Consider the following 18,803-nt stretch of genomic DNA (forward strand, 5'->3'; position numbering starts at 1 on the left):
CCGTCGATGTCGATGTTCACCTCCACTTTCACCGATGCGCTCGCCTTGCTCACCACCTTCGATGCGCGCGTGGCCGAGATCGTGTGGCTGTCACTGGAGGTCAGCGGCGGAGCGGTGGCGCTGGGCACCCTGATCGGCTTGCCGCTGGGGGCCTGTCTCGCGGTGGGGCGGTTCCCGGGCAAGAACATGGCGTCGGTGCTGGTCAATGGCCTGATGGGCCTGCCCTCGGTCGTGGTCGGGGTCGTCGTCTATCTCTTTCTGTCGCGTTCCGGGCCGTTCGGCAGTGCCGGTCTGCTGTACACGCCGACCGCGATGGTCATCGCCCAGACCCTGCTGGTGATTCCGCTGATGGCGGCGATTGCGCGCCAGGTGGTGGAGGACGTGTGGCAACGCTACGCCGAGGAGCTGCAGGTGATGCGCTTTACCTGGTGGCAGAGCGTGACCACGCTGCTCTACGACTGCCGCCATTCGCTGGTGGTGGCGGTGCTGGCCGGGCTCGGGCGGGCGATGAGCGAGGTCGGGGCGGTGATGATCGTCGGCGGCAACATCGACCGCTCGACCCGGGTGATGACCACCGCGATCGCGCTCGAAACCAGCAAGGGCGATCTGCCGCTGGCGATCGCGCTCGGGCTGGTGCTGATCCTGATCATTCTCGCGCTCAATGCGCTCGCCTTCGTCCTGCGGCAGTGGACGATGCGGCACTATGGCTAGGGCGAGGACGATGTTTCCGATCCGGATCGACGCGCTTCGCTATTCCCCCAACGGGCGTGCGGTGCTTGACGGGATCGATCTCGAACTCGGCAGCGAGGGCATCACCCTCGTGCTGGGGCCGAACGGGGCAGGCAAGAGCATGCTGCTGCGTGTGCTGTGCGGACTGGTGGCGCCCACCGGCGGGACGATCGCGTGGGGAACGGAGGGGCGGCCCGAACATGGCGTGATGATGGTGTTTCAGCATCCGATGCTGCTGCGCGCGTCGGTACAGGAGAATGTCGCGCTCGGCCTGAAGCCGCTGGGGGTTGCGGCAGGCGAACGCCTGCGTCGCGCACGGGCCGTGCTGGAGCGGATCGGTCTTGCCCATCGTGCGACCGAAAGTGCGTCCCGTCTGTCGGGCGGCGAACGCCAGCGCTTGGCGCTGGCGCGCGCCTGGTTGATCCGACCCCGGCTTCTGCTTCTGGACGAGCCGACGGCGAGCCTCGATCCCTCGGCTACCGCCGAGGTCGAGCGCATCATCCGCGAGATCCGCACCGACGGCACGCGCATCCTGATGGTCACCCACAACCTCGGCCAGGCGACCCGGCTGGGCGACGATATCGTGTTCCTGGCAAATGGCAAGGTGTGCGAGCACACGCCGACCCAGCGCTTTTTCTCCCGTCCGGCGTCCGCCGAGGCAAAGCTTTTCATCCAGGGCGAGCTGCCCTGGCGGATGACGTTCTGATCGGGCTGGACGGACTCGCCCACTTGCAGCGAGATTCGCAGGGAGCGCTCTGGATCCGTGCTTCGGTATTTCTAAAGTAATACCGCTCGCAGCCGTTATCGCTGTTAGTTCCCGGAGTCCTCCGGGTGCTCGTCCACGGAACAAGATTCGGAGTACGCGATGATCCACCTTTTCTCCCGCATGAGGGTGGGCACCCGGCTCGCCGTGCTGCAGTTGCTGATGCTGGGCTTCATCATTGCAACCGGCGTACTCGGCCTGGTCGGCATGGCCAGCACGGTATCCAGCATAGAGCGCATGCAGACCGGTCTGCTCGATCCGGTGGAGCGCCTGGGCGAGGTCCGTTCAGCCGTTCAGGGCATCAACCTCGAGATCCTGCGTGCGCTTCAGCATCAGCCCGATCACGAGCTGGCCGCGCTGCATAGCCACCCCACGACCGTGCACCTCGACCACGTCGAGGAACAGATCGCGCACCTGAACCAGGGCTGGCAGGCATTCAAGAGCGGACGGGCGGCCGAGGGCGAAGAGCAGGCCCTGGTGGCGCAGTTCGATGCGTCCGTGAACGAGATGTTGCCCCTGATCAGGGAAACCAGTGCGGCCCTGCGCGGCGGCGACTTCTCGATGGAGGTCCAACGCCGCTTTGTGATCGATGGCCAGGCATCGATGATGGCGAAGATGCCGCTGCTCGACCAGCTGGCCGTCGCCCAACTCAAGAGCGGTGAGCGCCTCTTTGCCGAGGCCGAGGCCGACTATCGCACGGAGCAGTGGCTGCTCGGCGGGGTGGTGGTGTTTGCCGCGGTGACGGGACTGTTGCTGGGGATCGGGGTCTCGCGTTCGATCAGGAGACCGCTGGACGAGGCGGTGAGCGCGGCCGAGAGTGTTGCGGCGGGGAGCCTCGACCGGCAGATCGCGCTGACCGGCGGCGACAATGAGCTGGGGCGCCTCGAAGTGGCTCTCGACGTGATGCGCAAGAACCTGCGTCAGGTGATCGGCGAACTGCAGGGGGCATCCGGTCAGTTGTCGACGTCGGCGCTGAAGCTCACCACGTCGGCCGACAGCGTGGCCAGCGCCTCCGGCAAGCAGAGCGAGGCGGCGTCGTCGATGGCGGCCTCGGTCGAAGAGGTCACCGTCAGCATCAATCACGTCGCCGATTCGGCGCGTGAGGCCGCGCGGCTGGCCCGGGAGGCTGGCACCCAGAGCGAGAGCGGCGGAGTGGTGATCAACGAGGCCGTGGACCGGATGCGGCACATTGCCAGCAGCATTCAGAAGGCGACCGAGCGGATGGGCGATCTGCGCGACCGGACCGGAGAGATCTCCAGGGTGGTCGGCGTGATCCGGGATGTGGCCGACCAGACCAACCTGCTGGCCCTGAATGCGGCCATCGAAGCTGCGCGGGCGGGCGAGCAGGGGCGTGGTTTTGCCGTGGTCGCCGACGAAGTGCGGAAGCTCGCGGAGCGCACCGCCGTGTCGACGACCGAGATCAGTCAGCTGATCGGTGCCATACAGCACAGTGTCGGCGACGTGTTCGCCGTGATGGAGGAAAGCGCCGCCGGCGCGACCGGTGGGGTCGAGGTCGCAAACCGTGCCGGTGAAGCGGTCGGGTTGATCACTGCCAGTGCGCGTGCAGTCGATGGCGTGGTCGGAGATATTTCCAGTGCCTTGCGCGAGCAGGGGGCCGCCGCCAACGATATTGCCCGCAATGTCGAGCGCATTGCCGACATGGCGGAACAGAATTCGGGGGTGGTGGAAGAGACCTCGGTTGCTGCCCGCGGCCTGAACTCGATCGCGACCCGCATCGACGAGATGCTGGGTCGCTTCAAGATGTGAGCCCGGGCCCGGTGCGGCCGGCCCCGTTTGCTGTCGGGGGACGGCCGGCGTGCCTCCTCAGACGCGCAGCAGTGCCTTGCACAGGCGCTCGGAGAACTGGTCCTCGGTGAATTGCGGTTCGTTGGGCGGGTAGAGTTCGACTTCGTCGATCGTGAACCCGTGCTCGCTGGCGAGCGCGCGCAGCTCCTTGATTTTCTGACAGGCCTTCAGCTGTTCGCCGAGGGCCGCATCCGCACGGGCCTTGTCCGAAAACGCCTTGATGTCCTTGATTGCCATGATTCCTTGCTCTTCGATTCCGTATTGAGATCGAGGTGTGGCGCTTGCGCCATGCCTCCCCGCAGTGCAGGACTCCTGCAATACAGGGTGAACGCAAGACCGATGCCTGTGCGTGGATCCGGGAATCAATTCATTTTAAATCAGTTACTTGATGGCAATTTGCGAGCAATGACCGCGGCTGGTTTTGTCGGGTTTCCTCCCTTCCGGCCGTTCTTGAAGGCTTTGCACCGGAGCTTCGGCGTGGCGCCTACGCCCCCGCCACCCAGTGCCCCGACTTTCCGCCGCGCTTCTCCATCAACTGCACGCCCTCGATGCGCATGCCGCGGTCGACGGCCTTGCACATGTCGTAGATGGTGAGGAGACCGACGCCGACCGCGGTCAGGGCCTCCATTTCGACCCCGGTGCGGCCGACCGTTTCGGCGGTGACCGTGCAGCGGATCGCCCACGCCGCGGCGTCGCTATCGAACTCCACCGCGACGCGGGTGAGTGGAATCGGGTGGCACAACGGGATCAGCTCGCTGGTACGCTTGGCGCCCTGGATCGCCGCGATCCGCGCAATGCCGAGCACATCCCCTTTTTTCGCACTGCCCGACTGGATCATGGCGAAGGTGGCCGCTTCCATCAGGATGCGGCCGGTGGCAACCGCCACCCGGCGCGTTTCGGACTTGGCGCCGACGTCGACCATGTGGGCCTGGCCCTCGGCATCGAAGTGGGTCAGGGCGGAGTGGCTGGATTCGCTCATGGTGTTGTACAGAGGTGGATTCAGGGTTTGAGTGGGTTTGCGACCGGTCGTCCCGCCGCATGCTACATGCCGATACACGCTCTCATGAACGAGTCCGCGAGGACGGTTATCATAGCATTCGATGATGCGCCGATCCCTTGCCCTGCTGCTCAGCCTTGCGCTGGCCTTTCCTGCTCACGCCCTCGATCTGCCCGATCTGGGAGATGTGGGTGCGTCCGAGTTTTCGCCGGCCGAGGAGCGCCGGATCGGCGAGGAGATCATCCGCGAGATCCGCTGGAAGGATGCCGCCTATCTCGACGATCCGGAGGTCGAGGAGTACATCAACCGTCTCGGCAAGCGCCTGGTCGCGGTCAGCAACAATCCGCAGCAGAATTTCGACTTCTTCGGGGTCAAGGACGGCACGCTCAATGCGTTTGCGCTGCCGGGCGGATACATCGGCGTGCATACCGGGTTGATTCTCGCCGCGGAGAGCGAATCGGAGCTGGCTTCGGTGCTCGGCCACGAAATCGCTCACGTCACCCAGCGCCACATCGCGCAGATCGTCGGCAAGCAGGGCCAGGCCGGGATGCTGATGCTGGCTTCGCTGCTGGTGGCGATCCTGGCCGCGCGCAGCAATTCGCAGGTGAGCGAGGCGGCGGTGGCCGCCGGGCAGGCCGGGGCGATCCAGTCGCAGCTGGGCTATACCCGCGACTTCGAACGCGAGGCCGACCGGGTCGGCTTGCAGACACTCGAGGCTGCCGGTTTCGATGTGCGCGGCATGCCCGGTTTCTTCGAGCGTCTGCAGCGCGCGAGCCGCCTGTACGAGAACAACGCGCCGGCCTACCTGCGCACCCATCCGCTCACCACCGAGCGGATTGCGGACATGGAGAACCGCGCCGCCTCGATGCGCTATCGGCAGGTGCCGGATTCGGCCGATTTTCGATTCGTGCGCGCCAAGCTGCGGGTGCAGGCCGCGCAGCCGGCCGATGCGGTCAGGGAGTACGAGGATCGGAGCGCACGGACCCCCAAGGACGAGGCGACGCACTATGGGCTGGTTCGGGCGCTGATGCGCGCGGGTCGTCTCGACGAGGCGGAGACCCGGTTGGCAGCGCTGCGGCGTACGGCCGAACCGTCGCCGTTCATCGAGTCGCTCGGCGCCGAACTCGAGATGGCGCGGCGCGACCCCACGGCGGCGGTCAGGACGCTGGAGGCCGCGGCAAAGCGCTTTCCGGGCAACCAGAGCGTGCGCTATGCGCTCGCCGATGCGCAGATCATCGCCGGACGGCCGGCGGACGCGGTGGCGGGCGTGCGGCAGGCGCTGCAGGCGCGCGGCGACGACATCCGGATGTGGAGATTGCTGTCGCGGGCGAATGCCGCGCTCGGCAAGCGTACCGCCCAGCATCGCGCCCAGGCCGAAGTCTATGCCTTGCAGGGGAGCTATCCGGCCGCCCTCGAGCAGCTCGAGATCGCCCGCAAGGCGGGCGACGGCGACTTCTACGAGCTCTCGGCGGTCGACGCCCGGCTGCGTGAAATGAAGGTTCGGGTACGTGAGGAGCGCCTCGATCGCGAGCGCTGATCTGCCTGGCGCGGGTTTTCGCCTACCGGGAGGCCCCGCTTTACATTAAAATCCGCGGGTTTGCTGATAAAGACGACAAAGGACGAAACAATGGATTTCGACAAGGAAGTGGACGCCCGTGGTCTGAATTGCCCGTTGCCGATCCTGCGTGCGAAGAAGGCGCTGGCCGAACTGCAACCCGGGCAAGTGGTGCGCGTGGTGGCGACCGATCCGGGGTCAGTGAAGGATTTTCAGGCTTTTGCCAAGCAGACCGGTAACGAACTGATGCATCAGGGCGAAACTGCCGACAAGGCGTTCGAGTTCTTCATGAAGCGGAAGTAGGCTGCACCGGTTTTGGCAAGACAAAGGGCCGCACGAAGCGGCCCTTGTCATTGCGACAGCGCCAGCGGGCGCCGGTCGCATCAATGCCCGGCGAGTTTCGCCAGCTGCGGGCGCAGTTGCTCCAGCGTGGCCTTGAAGCCGGCCAGCCGATCGCGTTCCTGTTGCACCACGGCGGCCGGTGCACGGTCGACGAAGCTGGCGTTGCCGAGCTTGGCTTCGGCCTTGCCGATCTCGCCTTCGAGGCGGGCGATTTCCTTGCCGACGCGTTCGCGTTCGGCGGCGATGTCGATCTCCACCTTCAGCATCAATCGGGTTTCGCCCGCCACCGCGATCGGGGCGAGTTCATCGGCACCGATCTCGGCGACGATCTCCACCGCCGACAGCTTGGCGAGGCCGGCGAGGTAGGGCGCATAGGTCTTCAGCACCTCGATGTCGCCGGCCGCGACCAGCGGCATGCGCTGTGCCGGGGAGATGCCCATCTCGCCGCGCAGGTTGCGGCAGGCGTAGATCATCGCCTTGAGCTCGGTGACCTTCGCTTCGGCGGCTTCGTCGATGCGGCCGAGATCGGCCTGCGGGTAGCGCGCGAGCATCAGGCTCTCGGCCTCCTTGCGTCCGGCGAGTGGGGCCACGGTCTCCCACAGCTCCTCGGTGATGAAGGGGATCAGCGGGTGGGCCAGGCGCAGCACGGTCTCGAGCACGCGCAGCAGGGTACGGCGGGTGGCGCGCTGCTGCGCCGGGGTGCCGGTCTGGATCTGGACCTTGGCCAGTTCGAGATACCAGTCGCAGTATTCGTCCCATACGAACTCGTAGGCCGCGCGCGATACGAGGTCGAACCGGTAGGCCTCGAACTGGGCGGCGACTTCGGCTTCGGTGCGCTGCAGGCGGGACACGATCCAGCGGTCGGCAAACGAGAAGTCGAGGTAGCCGCTGGGGCTGCATTGGTCGGGGGTGTGCTCGTTCAGGCCGCAGTCCTCGCCTTCGCAATTCATCAGCACGAAGCGGGTGGCGTTCCACAGCTTGTTGCAGAAGTTGCGGTAGCCCTCGCAGCGCGCGAGGTCGAACTTGATGTCGCGACCGGGGCTGGCGAGCGAGGCGAAGGTGAAGCGCAATGCGTCGGTGCCGAACGCCGGAATGCCCGCGGGGAATTCCTTGCGCGTCTTCTTCTCGATGCTCTGCGCCTGCTTGGGGTTCATCAGCCCGAAGGTCCGCTTCTGGACCAGTTCGTCGATGGCGATGCCGTCGATCAGGTCGATTGGGTCGAGCACGTTGCCCTTCGACTTGCTCATCTTCTGGCCTTCCGCGTCGCGGATCAGGCCATGTACATAGACGTGCCTGAACGGGATCTTGCCGGTGATGTGTCTGGTCATCATCACCATCCGCGCAACCCAGAAGAAGATGATGTCGAAGCCGGTCACCAGCACGGTGGAGGGCAGGTAGAGGTCGAGCGCGTCGTTGCTTTTTGCCGGCCACTCCGCGGTCCAGTCCAGCGTGGAGAACGGCCACAGCGCGGACGAGTACCAGGTGTCGAGCACGTCGTCTTCCTGGCGCAGCCGGCCTTCCTCGTAGCGCGCATGCAGGGTGGCCAGACGCTGGGCCAGCTCCGGGTAGCGCTCGGCGGTGTCGCCGTTGGACTGGTGTGCCTGCACTTCGGCCTGCAGCTTGGCGATCTCGGCCTCGAGGTCGGCCTTCCAGTTGTGGATGGCTTCCTCTTCGTTGGCCGCGACATAAATCTTGCCTTCGTCGTCGTACCACGCCGGGATGCGGTGACCCCACCACAGCTGGCGCGAGATGCACCAGTCCTGGATGTTGTTGAGCCACTGGTTGTAGGTGTTGATCCAGTTCTCGGGGTAGAACCTGATCTCGCCCGAGGATACGCATTCCAGCGCCTTCTCGGTGATCGACTTGCCGTCCGTGCCCGGTTTGCTCATGGCGACGAACCACTGGTCGGTGAGCATCGGCTCGATCACGACATTGGTGCGGTCGCCGCGCGGGACCTGCAACTTGTGCGCCTTGATCTCGATCATCAGACCGAGCGCTTCGAGCTCGGTGACCACCTGTGCACGCGCCGGCACCCGGTCCATGCCGACGATGCTGGCGGGCATGGCGACGCCTTCCAGGGCCTCACCGTCGGTGGTGTAGCGCTCGGCGACCGCCGGGATGCTGCCGCCGAGGGTGAGCACCACGATCATGTCGAGCCGGTGGCGCTGGCCGACCGCGTAGTCGTTGAAGTCGTGCGCCGGGGTGACCTTGACGCAGCCGGTGCCGAACTCGCGGTCAACGTAGTCGTCAGCGATGATCGGAAGGTCGCGCCCGGTCAGCGGCAGGCGCACGGTCCTGCCGATCAGGTGAGCGTAGCGCTCGTCTTCCGGGTGCACCATCACCGCGACGTCGCCGAGCAGGGTCTCGGGGCGGGTGGTGGCTACCGTCAGGCCGGCCAGTTCACCGATCGGGCCGTCGGTGAAGGGGTAGAGAATGTGGTAGAGCTTGCCATCTTCCTCCTCTGACACCACTTCGAGGTCGGACACCGCGGTGCCGAGTTTCGGGTCCCAGTTCACCAGGCGCTTGCCGCGGTAGATCAGGCCTTCGTTGTAGAGCCGGACGAAGGTTTCGGTGACGGTCTTCGACAGGCCCTCGTCCATGGTGAAGCGTTCGCGCTTCCAGTCCGGACTGGTGCCCATGCGGCGCATCTGGCGGGTGATGGTGCCGCCGGAGTATTCCTTCCACTCCCATACCTTCTCGAGGAATTTCTCGCGCCCGAGATCGTGGCGGCTGACGCCCTGCGCGTCGAGCTGGCGTTCGACCACGATCTGAGTGGCGATCCCGGCATGGTCGGTGCCCGGCTGCCACAGGGTGTTGTGGCCACGCATGCGGTGGTAGCGGGTGAGCGCGTCCATGATGGTCTGGTTGAAGCCGTGGCCCATGTGCAGCGTGCCGGTGACATTGGGCGGCGGCAGCAGGATGCAGAAGGCGTTCGGGTTCGACTTGTCGAGACCGGCGTCGAAGTAGCCGCGGGATTCCCATTCGGGGTAGCGACGGGCTTCGATAGCCGCCGGTTCGAAGCTTTTGGCCAGTTCCATATTGTTTGAGCGCGCTTGAAGGCAAAGGCGCGATTATAGCGGATGCGCCCCTGAAGCCCGGAAGTGGCGTTCGCGTGGAGCCGAACGAGCGGGCGAAATTTACGGCAGGGAGTCGTCGCTGTTCCAGTCGCGCTCGATCCACGCATCTTCGGCAAACTGCGCTTGCAGGAATCCAATCCACGCGCTGACCTTGGCCGGGATCATTCGGGGTGACGGATAGACGGCATGAATCTCCTGCGAGGGCAGCGGAAAGTCCCGCAGGATGGCGATCAGCGTGCCGCCGATGATCCACCGGCGCGCGATGTATTGCGGCAGCAGGGCGACGCCGATGCCGTCGAGTGCGGCCGAGGCGACGCAGGAAATATTGTTTGCCCGCAGCGGGCCATTGACCGCTACCGCGATCGGGCTTCCTTTTCCGTCGGCATAGTGCCAGAGGTGATCGCCTTGTACGCTGCTGTAGACGATGCAGGCGTGACCGGCGAGCAACGACGGATGAGCAGGTTCGCCCCAGCGGGCGAGATACGCCGGGCTCGCCACCGTGACCCAGGGGTTGACGCCGAGACAGCGGCTGCCGAGCGTGGAGTCGGCAAGCTTGCCCATGCGAACGGAGACATCGATGCCGTGCTCGACCAGGTCGATCATGTGATCGTCGAACTGCAGGTCGAACTGCACGCCCGGATTGCTGGCCATGAACTCCTGCGCGAGCGGCATCACCACCCGCCGCCCGAAACCCGAGGAACTCGCCACCCGCAGCCGACCGTTTATCCGCTCCCCCAGGCGGGTGACCATGTCGTCTGCGGTTTCGACCTCGCGCTGAATGATCTTGCAGCGTTCGTAGAACAGCGTGCCGGCTTCGGTCAGGCGCATGCCGCGCGTATTGCGATTGAGCAGGCGGACGCCCAGTCGGGCTTCGATTGCGGCGATGTGCTTTGTCACCGTGGGCTGTGACAGGTTCATGTCCCGCGCGGTACGCGAGAAGCTTCCGCTATCAACGAGACGGATGAACAACTGCATGCTGGTGAACCTGTCCATCGGCGCATCTCCATGAAAGACCGCGTCATTGATGCCCTGGAAGAATAAGCGATATTCCTTATACCGTGTTTTTTCACCTTTGGAATCAGCGCAATATTCAACGACGCCAATCCATGGCAATGCCGCAGGGGGTACGGGTTTTCCCTTGGATACACGGTTTGGGGCGGATTCGGGGCGGCGCGCTGGGATGCCGTGAAATGCGTTCGATGTACGAGGTGAGGAGCTGTGGAGAATGCCGGTGCGGCGAGGTCGCCGTATTGGGGGAACGAATAAGTCGACGGTGCCCGCCCGGCCCGATAACGACAAAGGAGACAAGATGAGCACGACATTCACTCGCCGCGAGGCTTTGAAGGCGGTTGCTTCGACTGCGCTGGTGAGCGCACCGTTCATTGGCAATGCGCACGCCCAGGCCGGGACCACGTGGAAGGTCCAGTCCACCTGGGATGCGGGAACCACCGGATACCGGCTGTTCGAGACCTGGTGCAACGGCTTCAAGGAAAGGACCGGTGGGGAGCTGAGCATCCAGCCGTTTCCGGCAAAGGCGGTCGCGGCCGACAACAATTCCCTGTTCGATGCGGTGCGCAGCGGTGTGCTGCAAGGCATGAATCCGTTCACGCTCTACTGGGCCGGCAAGATTCCGGCTTCGGTGTTCCTGTCCTCGTACCCGATGGGGCCCGATCAGCCGGCCCAGTGGGACACCCTGTATTACGGTCTCGGCATGCTCGAGATGGCGCGCGAGATCTACGCCAAGCAGGGGCTCTTCTTTGTCGGGCCGATCCACCACGACGCCAACATCATCCACTCCAAGGTGCCCATCCGCTCGGTGGACGACCTCAAGGGCAAGAAAATCCGCCTGCCCGGCGGCATGGTGGCGGAGGTGTTTCAGGCGTTCGGCTGCTCGACCGTGGCGCTGCCCGGTTCGGATATCTTCCCGGCGCTGGAAAAGGGCACGATCGACGCGGCCGACTACGTCGGCCCCGCGGTCAACTATGACCTCGGATTCCATCAGGTCACCAAGTACATCCTGTTTGGGCCACCGGGCACGATGAGCGTATACCAGCCGGTGGACACGATGGATCTCACCGTGAACATGGGGGCCTGGAAACGCCTGAGCAAGAAGATGCAGGATCTGGTCGAGGATCAGGTGAAGAGCTACTCGCTGCATCACTACGTGCAGATTCAGAAGGCGAACATGGTGGCGATGGACAAGTTCATCGCCGCCGGCTCCGAGGTGTCACGCATGGGGCCGACCGATATCGAACGCTTCCGTAAGGCGGCGATACCGATCTGGTACAAATGGGCGAAGAAGGACCCGGACGCGACACGCGTGTTCAAGCTGCATCTCGACTACATGAAGAACGAGATCCTCGGATACGTCACCGCGGATGACCTCAAGGGGCAGACCCTCTGATCCTCGGCCGATGAGACCGCAGCCGCGGCTGCGGTCCGGACGCCCGCCGGAGTGCGTCCGGGGCGCCGTTGCCTCCCCGTGCTGCGGGCGCTCGCCACCCGATGTTCCGCTGCTTGTATCGAGTCGATCAGCGGCCACATCCGGCCTGCCCTGTGGCAATGTCGATCGAGCGTTTTTTTCCGGAGTACGCGATGGATGACCTGCAGGGTTTCGGCTTCGTCATGCCCCACTGGGCCTACTGGGGCTGGCTGGCGGTGATGCCCATGCTCCTGATCGCGCTTGCGCAGCGCAAGGGAGTGCTGCCGGAGGTGGAGCATGCGGAGGGTGCCACCACCTTCGAACGCGTGGTCGACTGGGTGAGCGACCGCAGTGGGATCTTCGTCGCGCTGTGGAGCGTGAATGCGGTGTTTGCCTACACCTACGAGGTGCTCATGCGGTATGCCTTCAACCAGCCCACGATCTGGGTGCATGAGTCGAGCTATCTGCTGTTCGGCATGCAGTATGCGCTGGCCGGGGCCTACGGCCTGCTGCACGGCTCCCATGTCCGGGTGGATGTGATCTACACCAGGCTGTCCATGCGTGCGCGGAGTGCGGTGGATGTGACCACCTCGGTGTTCTTCTTTGCCTTCGTGCTGGTGATGATTTCCACCGGATGGCGGTTCTTTGCCGACAGTTTCAATCAGGGCGAGCGCTCGCTCGAAACCTGGCAGATCCAGTACTGGCCGGTCAAAGGCTTCCTTCTGCTGGGCGCGGTCCTGATCCTTCTTGCCGGTATTTCTCAACTGATCAAGGATATCCGCAAGTTCGAAACGGCCTGCCGGGAGCACGGCTGAGATGCAGACGACGCGCACCCCGGAGCCGTCGGGCGCTCGATCCGGCTACCGTCTGGCGGTCTATGGGGCCGCCCTGCTGCTTGCCGCCGTGATGGCGGTGGAAGCGATCAATATCGCTTTCTACGATCCCTGGGGCGAGGCCCACTTCCTGTTCCGGCTGCAGGGCGTGCTCGGCGACGTGGGGATGAGCACGCTCACCTGGATCATGTTCGGCTCGCTTTTCGTGCTGCTGATGGCAGGGCTGCCGCTGGCCTTCGTTGCCGGGGGCCTCGGGGTATCGTTTCTCTACCTTGTCGGCGATGCCGACATGCTGAACATGGTGCCGAGCCGCATCTTTCCGATGATGACCAACCCGGATCTGGCGGCCATTCCGCTGTTCATCTTCATGGCGACGATGCTCGAGCGTGCCGGCCTCATCGAGGAGATGTTCGACGCCGTCTACCAGTGGATGGGCGGCCTGCGCGGAGGTCTGGCGGTCGCGACCATCGTCGCCTCCACCATCCTGGCCGCGATGGTCGGTGTGGTGGGGGCCGCGATCGTCACCATGGGGATCATTGCGCTGCCGGCAATGCTCAAGCGCCACTACGACGAACAGATCGCGCTCGGCTCGATCATGGCGGGCGGCGCGCTCGGGGTCCTGATTCCGCCGTCGATCCTGGCCATTCTCTATGCAGTGGTGGCGCAGCAGTCGGTGGGGGAGCTGTATGCGGGCAGCGTGGTGCCCGGCCTGATGCTGGCAGCGCTCTATGTCGCCTACGTGCTGATCCGCTCGCTGCTGAATCCGGCGGTCGGACCGGCGGTGCCGGTGGATGAGCGGCTCGGGCTCGGCGCCAAACTGATTTTGCTGCGTGGTCTGATCGCGCCGATCCTGCTCGTCATGGTCGTGCTGGGGCTGTTGTTTACCGGCATTGCCACGCCGGTGGAGGCCGCCGGTCTCGGCTCCTTCGGAGCAATGGTGGTGGCCCTGATTCACCGCCGGCTCACGCTCGAAGGGCTCTTCGGTGCCAGCCTGGCAACCGTGAAGGCCACCGTGATGGTGTTGTGGATCATCTTCGGGGCGTCGATCTTCGTCGGCCTCTACATCCTCAAGGGGGGGCAGGCCTTCATCACCGACTCCCTGCTCGGCACCGGGCTCTCCCCTTACGGCATCCTGTTCCTGATGATGTTCCTGCTGGTGATCCTGGGGATGTTCCTCGACTGGGTCGGGATTCTCCTGCTGGCCGTGCCCATCTTCGTTCCGATCATCAAGAGCCTGGCCTTCGACGGTTTGCTCGGCATGCCCGGGCCGACGCCGGATCAGGTCCTGGTGTGGTTCGGTGTGCTGTATCTGGTGAACATGCAGATGAGTTTTCTCAGCCCGCCATTCGGCTACGCGCTCTTTTATATCCGCGGGGTGGCGCCGGCGACGATCACGATGGGAACGATCTTCAAGTCGTCGCTCGTGTTTCTTGCCATCCAGGTGCTCGCGCTGTTGCTGGTGATGGTGTTTCCGGCGCTCGCGACCTGGCTGCCAGGCGTCCTTTACGGCCGGTAGGCGAGATCGCGGGCCGTCTCAGCGATCGATCTCGTCCAGCCGGCTGGCGATGTGCTCGGACAGGGTGGGCAGCAGCGTGGCGCGCAGATGGGCCAGGGTCTCGACGCGCAGCCGTTCGCTGAGACTGTCGAGTTCGCGCGACAGCAGCTGGGGTAGTTCGTTGCTCAGCCAGGCTTCGACTTCGCGCGCAATCAGGGTGTCGATCCGGATCAGGTGTTCGACCAGTTCGGCCCGGTTCAGCGCGCGGTTCGGGTCCGCGGGTTCGACACTGTCCTGCCCGCCGACCGGATCGGCCAGCAGCGGGATGCCGTCGTCGAAGTCGGTGACGACATCGGTCAGGATAGGCAGGTCGTCGGGGTGCGCAGGCGGCTCGGCGCCGCGATGCTTGCGCAACAGGGCATCGGCCTTGCCGATCAGGCTATCGGCCAGTTCGAGCTCGGCGGCGGGATCATCGCCAAGGGGCGACCACTCGTTCATAGGGCTGTCCTGCTCTCGGCATCGAAGGCTTTAAGGGGATGCTCGTTCTTTTTGTAGTGCATCCAGCGTGCGCGCGCCGGTGCCTTTTCGGCCTCGGTCTGGCCGATGATCTCCACCACGGCGCGGAAGTGCTCGAAACCCGGCGGTACATCCTCGGCAAGGTTGAACAGCAGATCGGCATGCGGCCATGCCGGATTGGTGTCGGCGGCGCCGATGACGACCGGGGTCTCGGCCGCCAGCGGCGACCCGACCATGACATGGGGGACGAAGGCGAGCGGCGCGGAGGTCCACAGTTGCTGATCGAGGCGGCGCGCAAAGGCGACGTCAGGTACCCGGATCGCCACCCGTCGCCCGCCCGTGTGGGCATTTGCCGCGAGCTCGCAGGCGAGCGCGAGCCGGTCCGGCGTGTTGTGATAGAACTGGATCCGCGTCACCGCGCTCAGTCCGGCTTGCCCTCGGCGCGCCCGATCAGGAACTCGGCGAGCAATGGCACCGGCCGTCCGGTGGCGCCCTTGGCCTCGCCCGATACCCAGGCGGTGCCGGCGATGTCGAGGTGCGCCCACTTGTAGGCCTTGGTGAAGCGGGCGAGAAAGCAGGCGGCGGTGATGGTGCCGGCGTAGCGCCCGCCGATGTTGCCCATGTCGGCGAAATTGCTCTTGAGCAGCTCCTGGTATTCTTCCCACAGCGGCAGTTGCCAGGCGCGGTCGCCCGACTCGGTGCCGCGCCGGAGCAGTTCGGCGGCGAGTTCGTCATCGTTGGCGAGCAGGCCGCTCGGGATCTTGCCCAGCGCAACCACGCAGGCGCCGGTCAGGGTGGCGATGTCGATCACGCAATCGGGTTTGAAGCGCTCGGCGTAGGTGAGCGCGTCGCACAGAATCAGACGGCCCTCGGCGTCGGTATTGAGGATCTCGATGGTCTGGCCCGACATCGAGGTCACGACGTCGCCCGGTCGGGTCGCGCTGCCGCCGGGCATGTTCTCGGTGGCCGGAATGACCCCGACGACATTGATCGGCAGCGCCATGCGCGCGATCGCCTTGAAGGTGCCGATCACGCTGGCCGCGCCGCACATGTCGTACTTCATCTCGTCCATCTCGGCGCCGGGCTTGAGCGAGATGCCGCCGCTGTCGAAGGTGACGCCCTTGCCGACCAGCACGACCGGCTTGGCCTTCGCCTTGCCGCCCTTGTAATGCATCACGATGAATCGGGGCGGCAGGTGCGATCCGCGGGCCACCGACAGCAAGGAGCCCATGCCGAGCTTTTCCATGTCGGCGCGTTCGAGCACCTCGACCTCGAACTTGAAGTGCTTGCCGAGGGCCTTGGCGGTATCGGCAAGATGGGCCGGGGTGCACACGTTGCCGGGAAGGTTGCCGAGATCCTTTGCCAGCGCCATGCCTTCGGCGATGGCGTGGCCGCGGCGCGCGGCCGCCTCGAGTTCGGCATTGAGCTTCTCGGCGATGACCAGGGTGATCTTGCGTGCACCGCGCTCCTTTTTACTGTCCTTGCCGTTGGCTTTCGGGGCGTCGAAGCGGTAGGCCCCGTCGGCGATCATGCGGCTGGCCTGTTGCAGGCGCCAGGCCAGCGAACGTTTGGGAACGACGGCGTCGGCCAGGGTGACCGCGGCGTCCTTGGCCGCGCATCCGGCGAGCGTTTTCGCAACGCTCGACAGTGCATCGCGGTAGGCCTTGTCGCCGAATTCGTCGGCCTTGCCCAGACTCACTACCAGCACCCGTTCGGCCGTCGTGCCGGGGAGGTCGTGCAGCAGCACCGAGGCGCCGGCCTTGTCTTCGAGATCGCCGCGCTTGATCAGCTGCGACAGACGGCCCGCGCTCGCCTTGTCGATGGCCTGCGCGGGGGCGGGGAGGGGGCCGTCGGCGAAGGCGCCAACAACGAGAACGCCGGTCCGGAGTTTCTCCGGGGTGGCGGTCTTTATGGTAAATTCCACTGGCTTGCTCCTGGGAAGACGCGTCGTTAGAACTGTGGCCGATTATGGCCCGTTCCTGATGAACCCGTCAAAATCACTGGCAGCGTCCCTCCAAAACGCATAACGGTCCATTCTGGTGCGATGATCTTCCGCCGCGCCCTCCAGCGGGAATTTACCCACGCCGCCGCAGCAGTGTTCGTCGCGCTGTTCGCGATCCTCATCACCACGCTGCTGATCCGTCTGCTGGGTCAGGCCGCGGGCGGGCGTGTGCCTTCCGACGCCGTACTCGCCCTGATCGGGTTCAGTGCGGTGACGAAGCTGCCGATCGTGCTCACCCTCACCGCGTTCATCGCCATTCTGCTGTCGCTGTCGCGCAGCTATCGTGACTCGGAGATGGTGGTGTGGTTCGCCGCGGGCGTGCCGCTCACCGCCTGGATCGGGCCGGTGCTGCGCTTTGCCGTGCCGCTGGTGGTGGTGATCGCGGGGGTGACCCTGTTCCTCGGTCCGTGGGCGGAAGTCCAGAACGCCGAATATCGTGACCGGCTCGACAGTCGTGACGATACCCAGCGGGTGGCGCCCGGGGTGTTCCGCGAATCCTCGGGCGCACGCCGGGTGTTCTTCGTCGAGGTCGGGGCGGGCGCCGATGGTCGGGTGCGCAATGTGTTCGTCAGCGAAGAAAAGGAAGGCACGCTGACCGTCATCGCGGCTGCCGAGGGTTCGCTGAAAGCCGATGCCGAGGGCAACCGCTACGTGATTCTCGAAAAGGGCCGGCGTTACGACGGCACGCCGGGCACGCCGGAATACCGGGTGATGGAATTCGAGCGCTATCAGGTGCAGATCGAGGAACGTCAGACGGCGTCGGCGCCCGCCAGGACCCGCTCGCGGCCGACCGCGGAGTTGCTGCAGAACCCCGATGAGCGCAACCTCGGCGAGCTTGCCGGCCGTATCGGCATTCCGCTGGCGGCGCTGTTGCTGGCCGTGCTGGCGATTCCGCTGTCTTTCGTCAATCCGCGCGCCGGACGTACCAACAATCTGCTGCTGGCGATCCTGATCTACCTGATCTACAGCAACATGATCAGTATCTGCCAGGCTTGGGTGGCGCAGGGGCGGATGCGCTTCGAGTTGGCGGTGCTGCTCCCGCATCTGATCGTGCTGGCCTTGCTGGCGATCATGTTCTATCGGAGACTGGCGGTCTCTCCGTTCTGGCGGGCGCGCGCATGAGCTGGACGCTGACGCGCTACCTGGCCCGCGAAATCTACGGTGCGACGGCCACGGTGCTGGTCGCTTTCCTTGCCCTGTTTGCCTTTTTCGATTTCGTAAACGAACTCGAAAGTGTCGGCAAGGACGGGTACATGCTTCACCACGCCATGGTTTACGTGGCGATGATCCTGCCCGGCAGAGTCTACGAACTGTTGCCGGTTGCGGTGCTGATCGGCTCGCTCTACGCCTTGACGACCCTCGCGCGCCACTCCGAGATCACCGTGATGCGCGCTTCTGGCATGTCGACCTGGAAGATGCTGCGGGCGCTCGGGCTGATCGGCAGTGCGTTCGTGGTGCTCATCTTCGTGTTTGGTGAGTACATCGCGCCTCCGGCCGAGACCGCCGCCCAGCAATGGCGGCTGACCGCCACCAGTTCCACCGTTTCGCAGCAGTTGGACTCGGGGCTGTGGGTCAAGGATGGGCGGCTGGTTGTCAATGTGCGCACCATGCAACCCGATCGGACGATGGAGCAGGTGCGGATCTATGCCTTCGACGAGAACGACGTATTGACCTCGCTCAGCGAGGCCGGACGGGGCGAATATGCGCGGGAAGGGTTCTGGCGGCTGACCGGGGTGGTTCGCACGAATTTTCTCGGCGAGCGCACCGAGCTCGAACAGCTGCCGGAGTTCATCTGGCGCTCGGATCTGACGCCGGAGGTGCTGAGCGTGCTGATGGTGGTGCCGGAGCGGATGTCGGTGGCCAATCTGTGGGCCTTCATCAGGCACTTGCGCGACAACCAGCAGAGCGCCGACCGCTACGAGATCGCGCTGTGGAAGAAGCTGACCTACCCGTTTGCGGCCCTGGTGATGATCGCCCTGGCGCTGCCCTTCGCCTTCACCCATGACCGCATGGGCGGCGTGAGCGTGAAGGTCTTCCTCGGCGTGATGCTCGGGGTGGGTTTCCATCTGTTGAACGGATTGTTCTCCAATCTCGGGGTGATCAACGCGTGGGCGCCGGCATTGGCGGCCATGACGCCAAGCCTGCTGTTCCTGCTCGCGGCCGCGGTAATGCTGTATACGGTCGAACGCCGCTGACCGACGCAGGGCATTGCCGTTCCGGCGCAGCTGCCATGGGCGCCGCCCCGGAGCCCATGGCAGCATGAAAA

Annotated in this window: 17 protein-coding genes; 10 read left to right on the forward strand and 7 right to left on the reverse strand. The window is 65.0% G+C overall.

Annotated elements, in window-relative coordinates:
• The first annotated feature begins 6 nt into the window (after positions 1-6).
• The 3 genes from AC3A35_RS05785 (at position 7) to AC3A35_RS05795 (ending at position 3,259) form a co-directional block, all read left to right on the forward strand.
• On the forward strand, positions 7-711 hold the full coding sequence (locus AC3A35_RS05785) for an ABC transporter permease (protein WP_487434980.1): 705 nt from the start codon (positions 7-9) through the stop codon (positions 709-711).
• 10 nt (positions 712-721) lie between these two features.
• A complete protein-coding gene (locus AC3A35_RS05790) occupies positions 722-1,435 on the forward strand; it encodes an ABC transporter ATP-binding protein (protein ID WP_487434981.1) in 714 nt (237 codons plus the stop codon).
• A gap of 159 nt (positions 1,436-1,594) precedes the next feature.
• Entirely contained in the window at positions 1,595-3,259 is a 1,665-nt protein-coding gene (locus AC3A35_RS05795; RefSeq protein ID WP_487434982.1) for a methyl-accepting chemotaxis protein, read from the forward strand.
• Between the two features lie 57 nt (positions 3,260-3,316).
• Here AC3A35_RS05795 and AC3A35_RS05800 read toward each other — a convergent pair whose 3' ends face one another.
• Positions 3,317-3,535, reverse strand: a complete 219-nt coding sequence (locus AC3A35_RS05800; RefSeq protein ID WP_487434983.1) for a Nif11-like leader peptide family natural product precursor — start codon at positions 3,533-3,535, stop codon at positions 3,317-3,319.
• Between the two features lie 247 nt (positions 3,536-3,782).
• Positions 3,783-4,277, reverse strand: coding sequence for a cyclic pyranopterin monophosphate synthase MoaC (gene moaC / locus AC3A35_RS05805; protein WP_487434985.1), 495 nt, complete (start codon positions 4,275-4,277; stop codon positions 3,783-3,785).
• A gap of 121 nt (positions 4,278-4,398) precedes the next feature.
• Between moaC and AC3A35_RS05810 the strand changes: the two genes are divergently transcribed.
• Together AC3A35_RS05810 and AC3A35_RS05815 are read left to right on the forward strand one after the other, a co-directional pair.
• Positions 4,399-5,832: a M48 family metalloprotease gene (locus AC3A35_RS05810; protein ID WP_487434987.1), complete on the forward strand. Its 1,434-nt coding sequence runs from the start codon at positions 4,399-4,401 to the stop codon at positions 5,830-5,832.
• A gap of 90 nt (positions 5,833-5,922) precedes the next feature.
• A complete protein-coding gene (locus tag AC3A35_RS05815) occupies positions 5,923-6,153 on the forward strand; it encodes a sulfurtransferase TusA family protein (protein ID WP_487434988.1) in 231 nt (76 codons plus the stop codon).
• 80 nt (positions 6,154-6,233) lie between these two features.
• On the opposite strand, the gene AC3A35_RS05820 is transcribed toward AC3A35_RS05815, so the two are convergent.
• Together AC3A35_RS05820 and AC3A35_RS05825 are read right to left on the reverse strand one after the other, a co-directional pair.
• Entirely contained in the window at positions 6,234-9,230 is a 2,997-nt protein-coding gene (locus AC3A35_RS05820; protein WP_487434989.1) for a valine--tRNA ligase, read from the reverse strand.
• Positions 9,231-9,329: 99 nt separating this feature from the next.
• The gene (locus tag AC3A35_RS05825; RefSeq protein ID WP_487434990.1) at positions 9,330-10,595 is read right to left on the reverse strand and encodes a LysR family transcriptional regulator; all 1,266 of its coding nucleotides are present in this window, start codon (positions 10,593-10,595) and stop codon (positions 9,330-9,332) included.
• Here AC3A35_RS05825 and dctP point away from each other — a divergent pair.
• From dctP to AC3A35_RS05840, 3 genes are all read left to right on the forward strand, one after another.
• The gene (gene dctP, locus AC3A35_RS05830; RefSeq protein WP_487434991.1) at positions 10,579-11,673 is read left to right on the forward strand and encodes a TRAP transporter substrate-binding protein DctP; all 1,095 of its coding nucleotides are present in this window, start codon (positions 10,579-10,581) and stop codon (positions 11,671-11,673) included. The genes AC3A35_RS05825 and dctP overlap by 17 nt on opposite strands.
• 191 nt (positions 11,674-11,864) lie before the next feature.
• The gene (locus tag AC3A35_RS05835; RefSeq protein WP_487434992.1) at positions 11,865-12,506 is read left to right on the forward strand and encodes a TRAP transporter small permease subunit; all 642 of its coding nucleotides are present in this window, start codon (positions 11,865-11,867) and stop codon (positions 12,504-12,506) included.
• A gap of 1 nt (position 12,507) precedes the next feature.
• Entirely contained in the window at positions 12,508-14,040 is a 1,533-nt protein-coding gene (locus AC3A35_RS05840) for a TRAP transporter large permease (protein ID WP_487434993.1), read from the forward strand.
• A gap of 18 nt (positions 14,041-14,058) precedes the next feature.
• Here AC3A35_RS05840 and AC3A35_RS05845 read toward each other — a convergent pair whose 3' ends face one another.
• The 3 genes from AC3A35_RS05845 to AC3A35_RS05855 are packed head-to-tail and all read right to left on the reverse strand — an operon-like array spanning position 14,059 to position 16,459.
• Entirely contained in the window at positions 14,059-14,517 is a 459-nt protein-coding gene (locus AC3A35_RS05845) for a hypothetical protein (protein ID WP_487434994.1), read from the reverse strand.
• Entirely contained in the window at positions 14,514-14,951 is a 438-nt protein-coding gene (locus AC3A35_RS05850) for a DNA polymerase III subunit chi (protein WP_487434995.1), read from the reverse strand. Before AC3A35_RS05850 ends, AC3A35_RS05845 begins: the two co-directional genes overlap by 4 nt.
• A gap of 5 nt (positions 14,952-14,956) precedes the next feature.
• Positions 14,957-16,459, reverse strand: coding sequence for a leucyl aminopeptidase (locus AC3A35_RS05855; protein WP_487434996.1), 1,503 nt, complete (start codon positions 16,457-16,459; stop codon positions 14,957-14,959).
• Positions 16,460-16,579: 120 nt separating this feature from the next.
• Here AC3A35_RS05855 and lptF point away from each other — a divergent pair, with 120 nt between their 5' ends.
• Together lptF and lptG are read left to right on the forward strand one after the other, a co-directional pair.
• A complete protein-coding gene (lptF, locus tag AC3A35_RS05860; protein WP_487434997.1) occupies positions 16,580-17,659 on the forward strand; it encodes an LPS export ABC transporter permease LptF in 1,080 nt (359 codons plus the stop codon).
• Entirely contained in the window at positions 17,656-18,732 is a 1,077-nt protein-coding gene (gene lptG, locus AC3A35_RS05865; RefSeq protein WP_487434998.1) for an LPS export ABC transporter permease LptG, read from the forward strand. Before lptF ends, lptG begins: the two co-directional genes overlap by 4 nt.
• Positions 18,733-18,803 lie beyond the last annotated feature (71 nt).

The sequence above is a fragment of the Azoarcus sp. Soil_N_20 genome, from assembly GCF_057656155.1.

Coding starts and splice junctions, on each gene's coding strand:
- AC3A35_RS05800 (WP_487434983.1), bottom strand. CDS start 3,535: ATGGCAATCAAGGACATCAAGGCGTTTTCGGACAAGGCCCGTGCGGAT.
- AC3A35_RS05820 (WP_487434989.1), bottom strand. CDS start 9,230: ATGGAACTGGCCAAAAGCTTCGAACCGGCGGCTATCGAAGCCCGTCGC.
- AC3A35_RS05790 (WP_487434981.1), top strand. CDS start 722: ATGTTTCCGATCCGGATCGACGCGCTTCGCTATTCCCCCAACGGGCGT.
- AC3A35_RS05815 (WP_487434988.1), top strand. CDS start 5,923: ATGGATTTCGACAAGGAAGTGGACGCCCGTGGTCTGAATTGCCCGTTG.
- AC3A35_RS05795 (WP_487434982.1), top strand. CDS start 1,595: ATGATCCACCTTTTCTCCCGCATGAGGGTGGGCACCCGGCTCGCCGTG.
- moaC (WP_487434985.1), bottom strand. CDS start 4,277: ATGAGCGAATCCAGCCACTCCGCCCTGACCCACTTCGATGCCGAGGGC.
- lptF (WP_487434997.1), top strand. CDS start 16,580: ATGATCTTCCGCCGCGCCCTCCAGCGGGAATTTACCCACGCCGCCGCA.
- AC3A35_RS05785 (WP_487434980.1), top strand. CDS start 7: ATGTCGATGTTCACCTCCACTTTCACCGATGCGCTCGCCTTGCTCACC.
- AC3A35_RS05840 (WP_487434993.1), top strand. CDS start 12,508: ATGCAGACGACGCGCACCCCGGAGCCGTCGGGCGCTCGATCCGGCTAC.
- AC3A35_RS05835 (WP_487434992.1), top strand. CDS start 11,865: ATGGATGACCTGCAGGGTTTCGGCTTCGTCATGCCCCACTGGGCCTAC.
- lptG (WP_487434998.1), top strand. CDS start 17,656: ATGAGCTGGACGCTGACGCGCTACCTGGCCCGCGAAATCTACGGTGCG.
- AC3A35_RS05810 (WP_487434987.1), top strand. CDS start 4,399: ATGATGCGCCGATCCCTTGCCCTGCTGCTCAGCCTTGCGCTGGCCTTT.
- AC3A35_RS05845 (WP_487434994.1), bottom strand. CDS start 14,517: ATGAACGAGTGGTCGCCCCTTGGCGATGATCCCGCCGCCGAGCTCGAA.
- dctP (WP_487434991.1), top strand. CDS start 10,579: ATGAGCACGACATTCACTCGCCGCGAGGCTTTGAAGGCGGTTGCTTCG.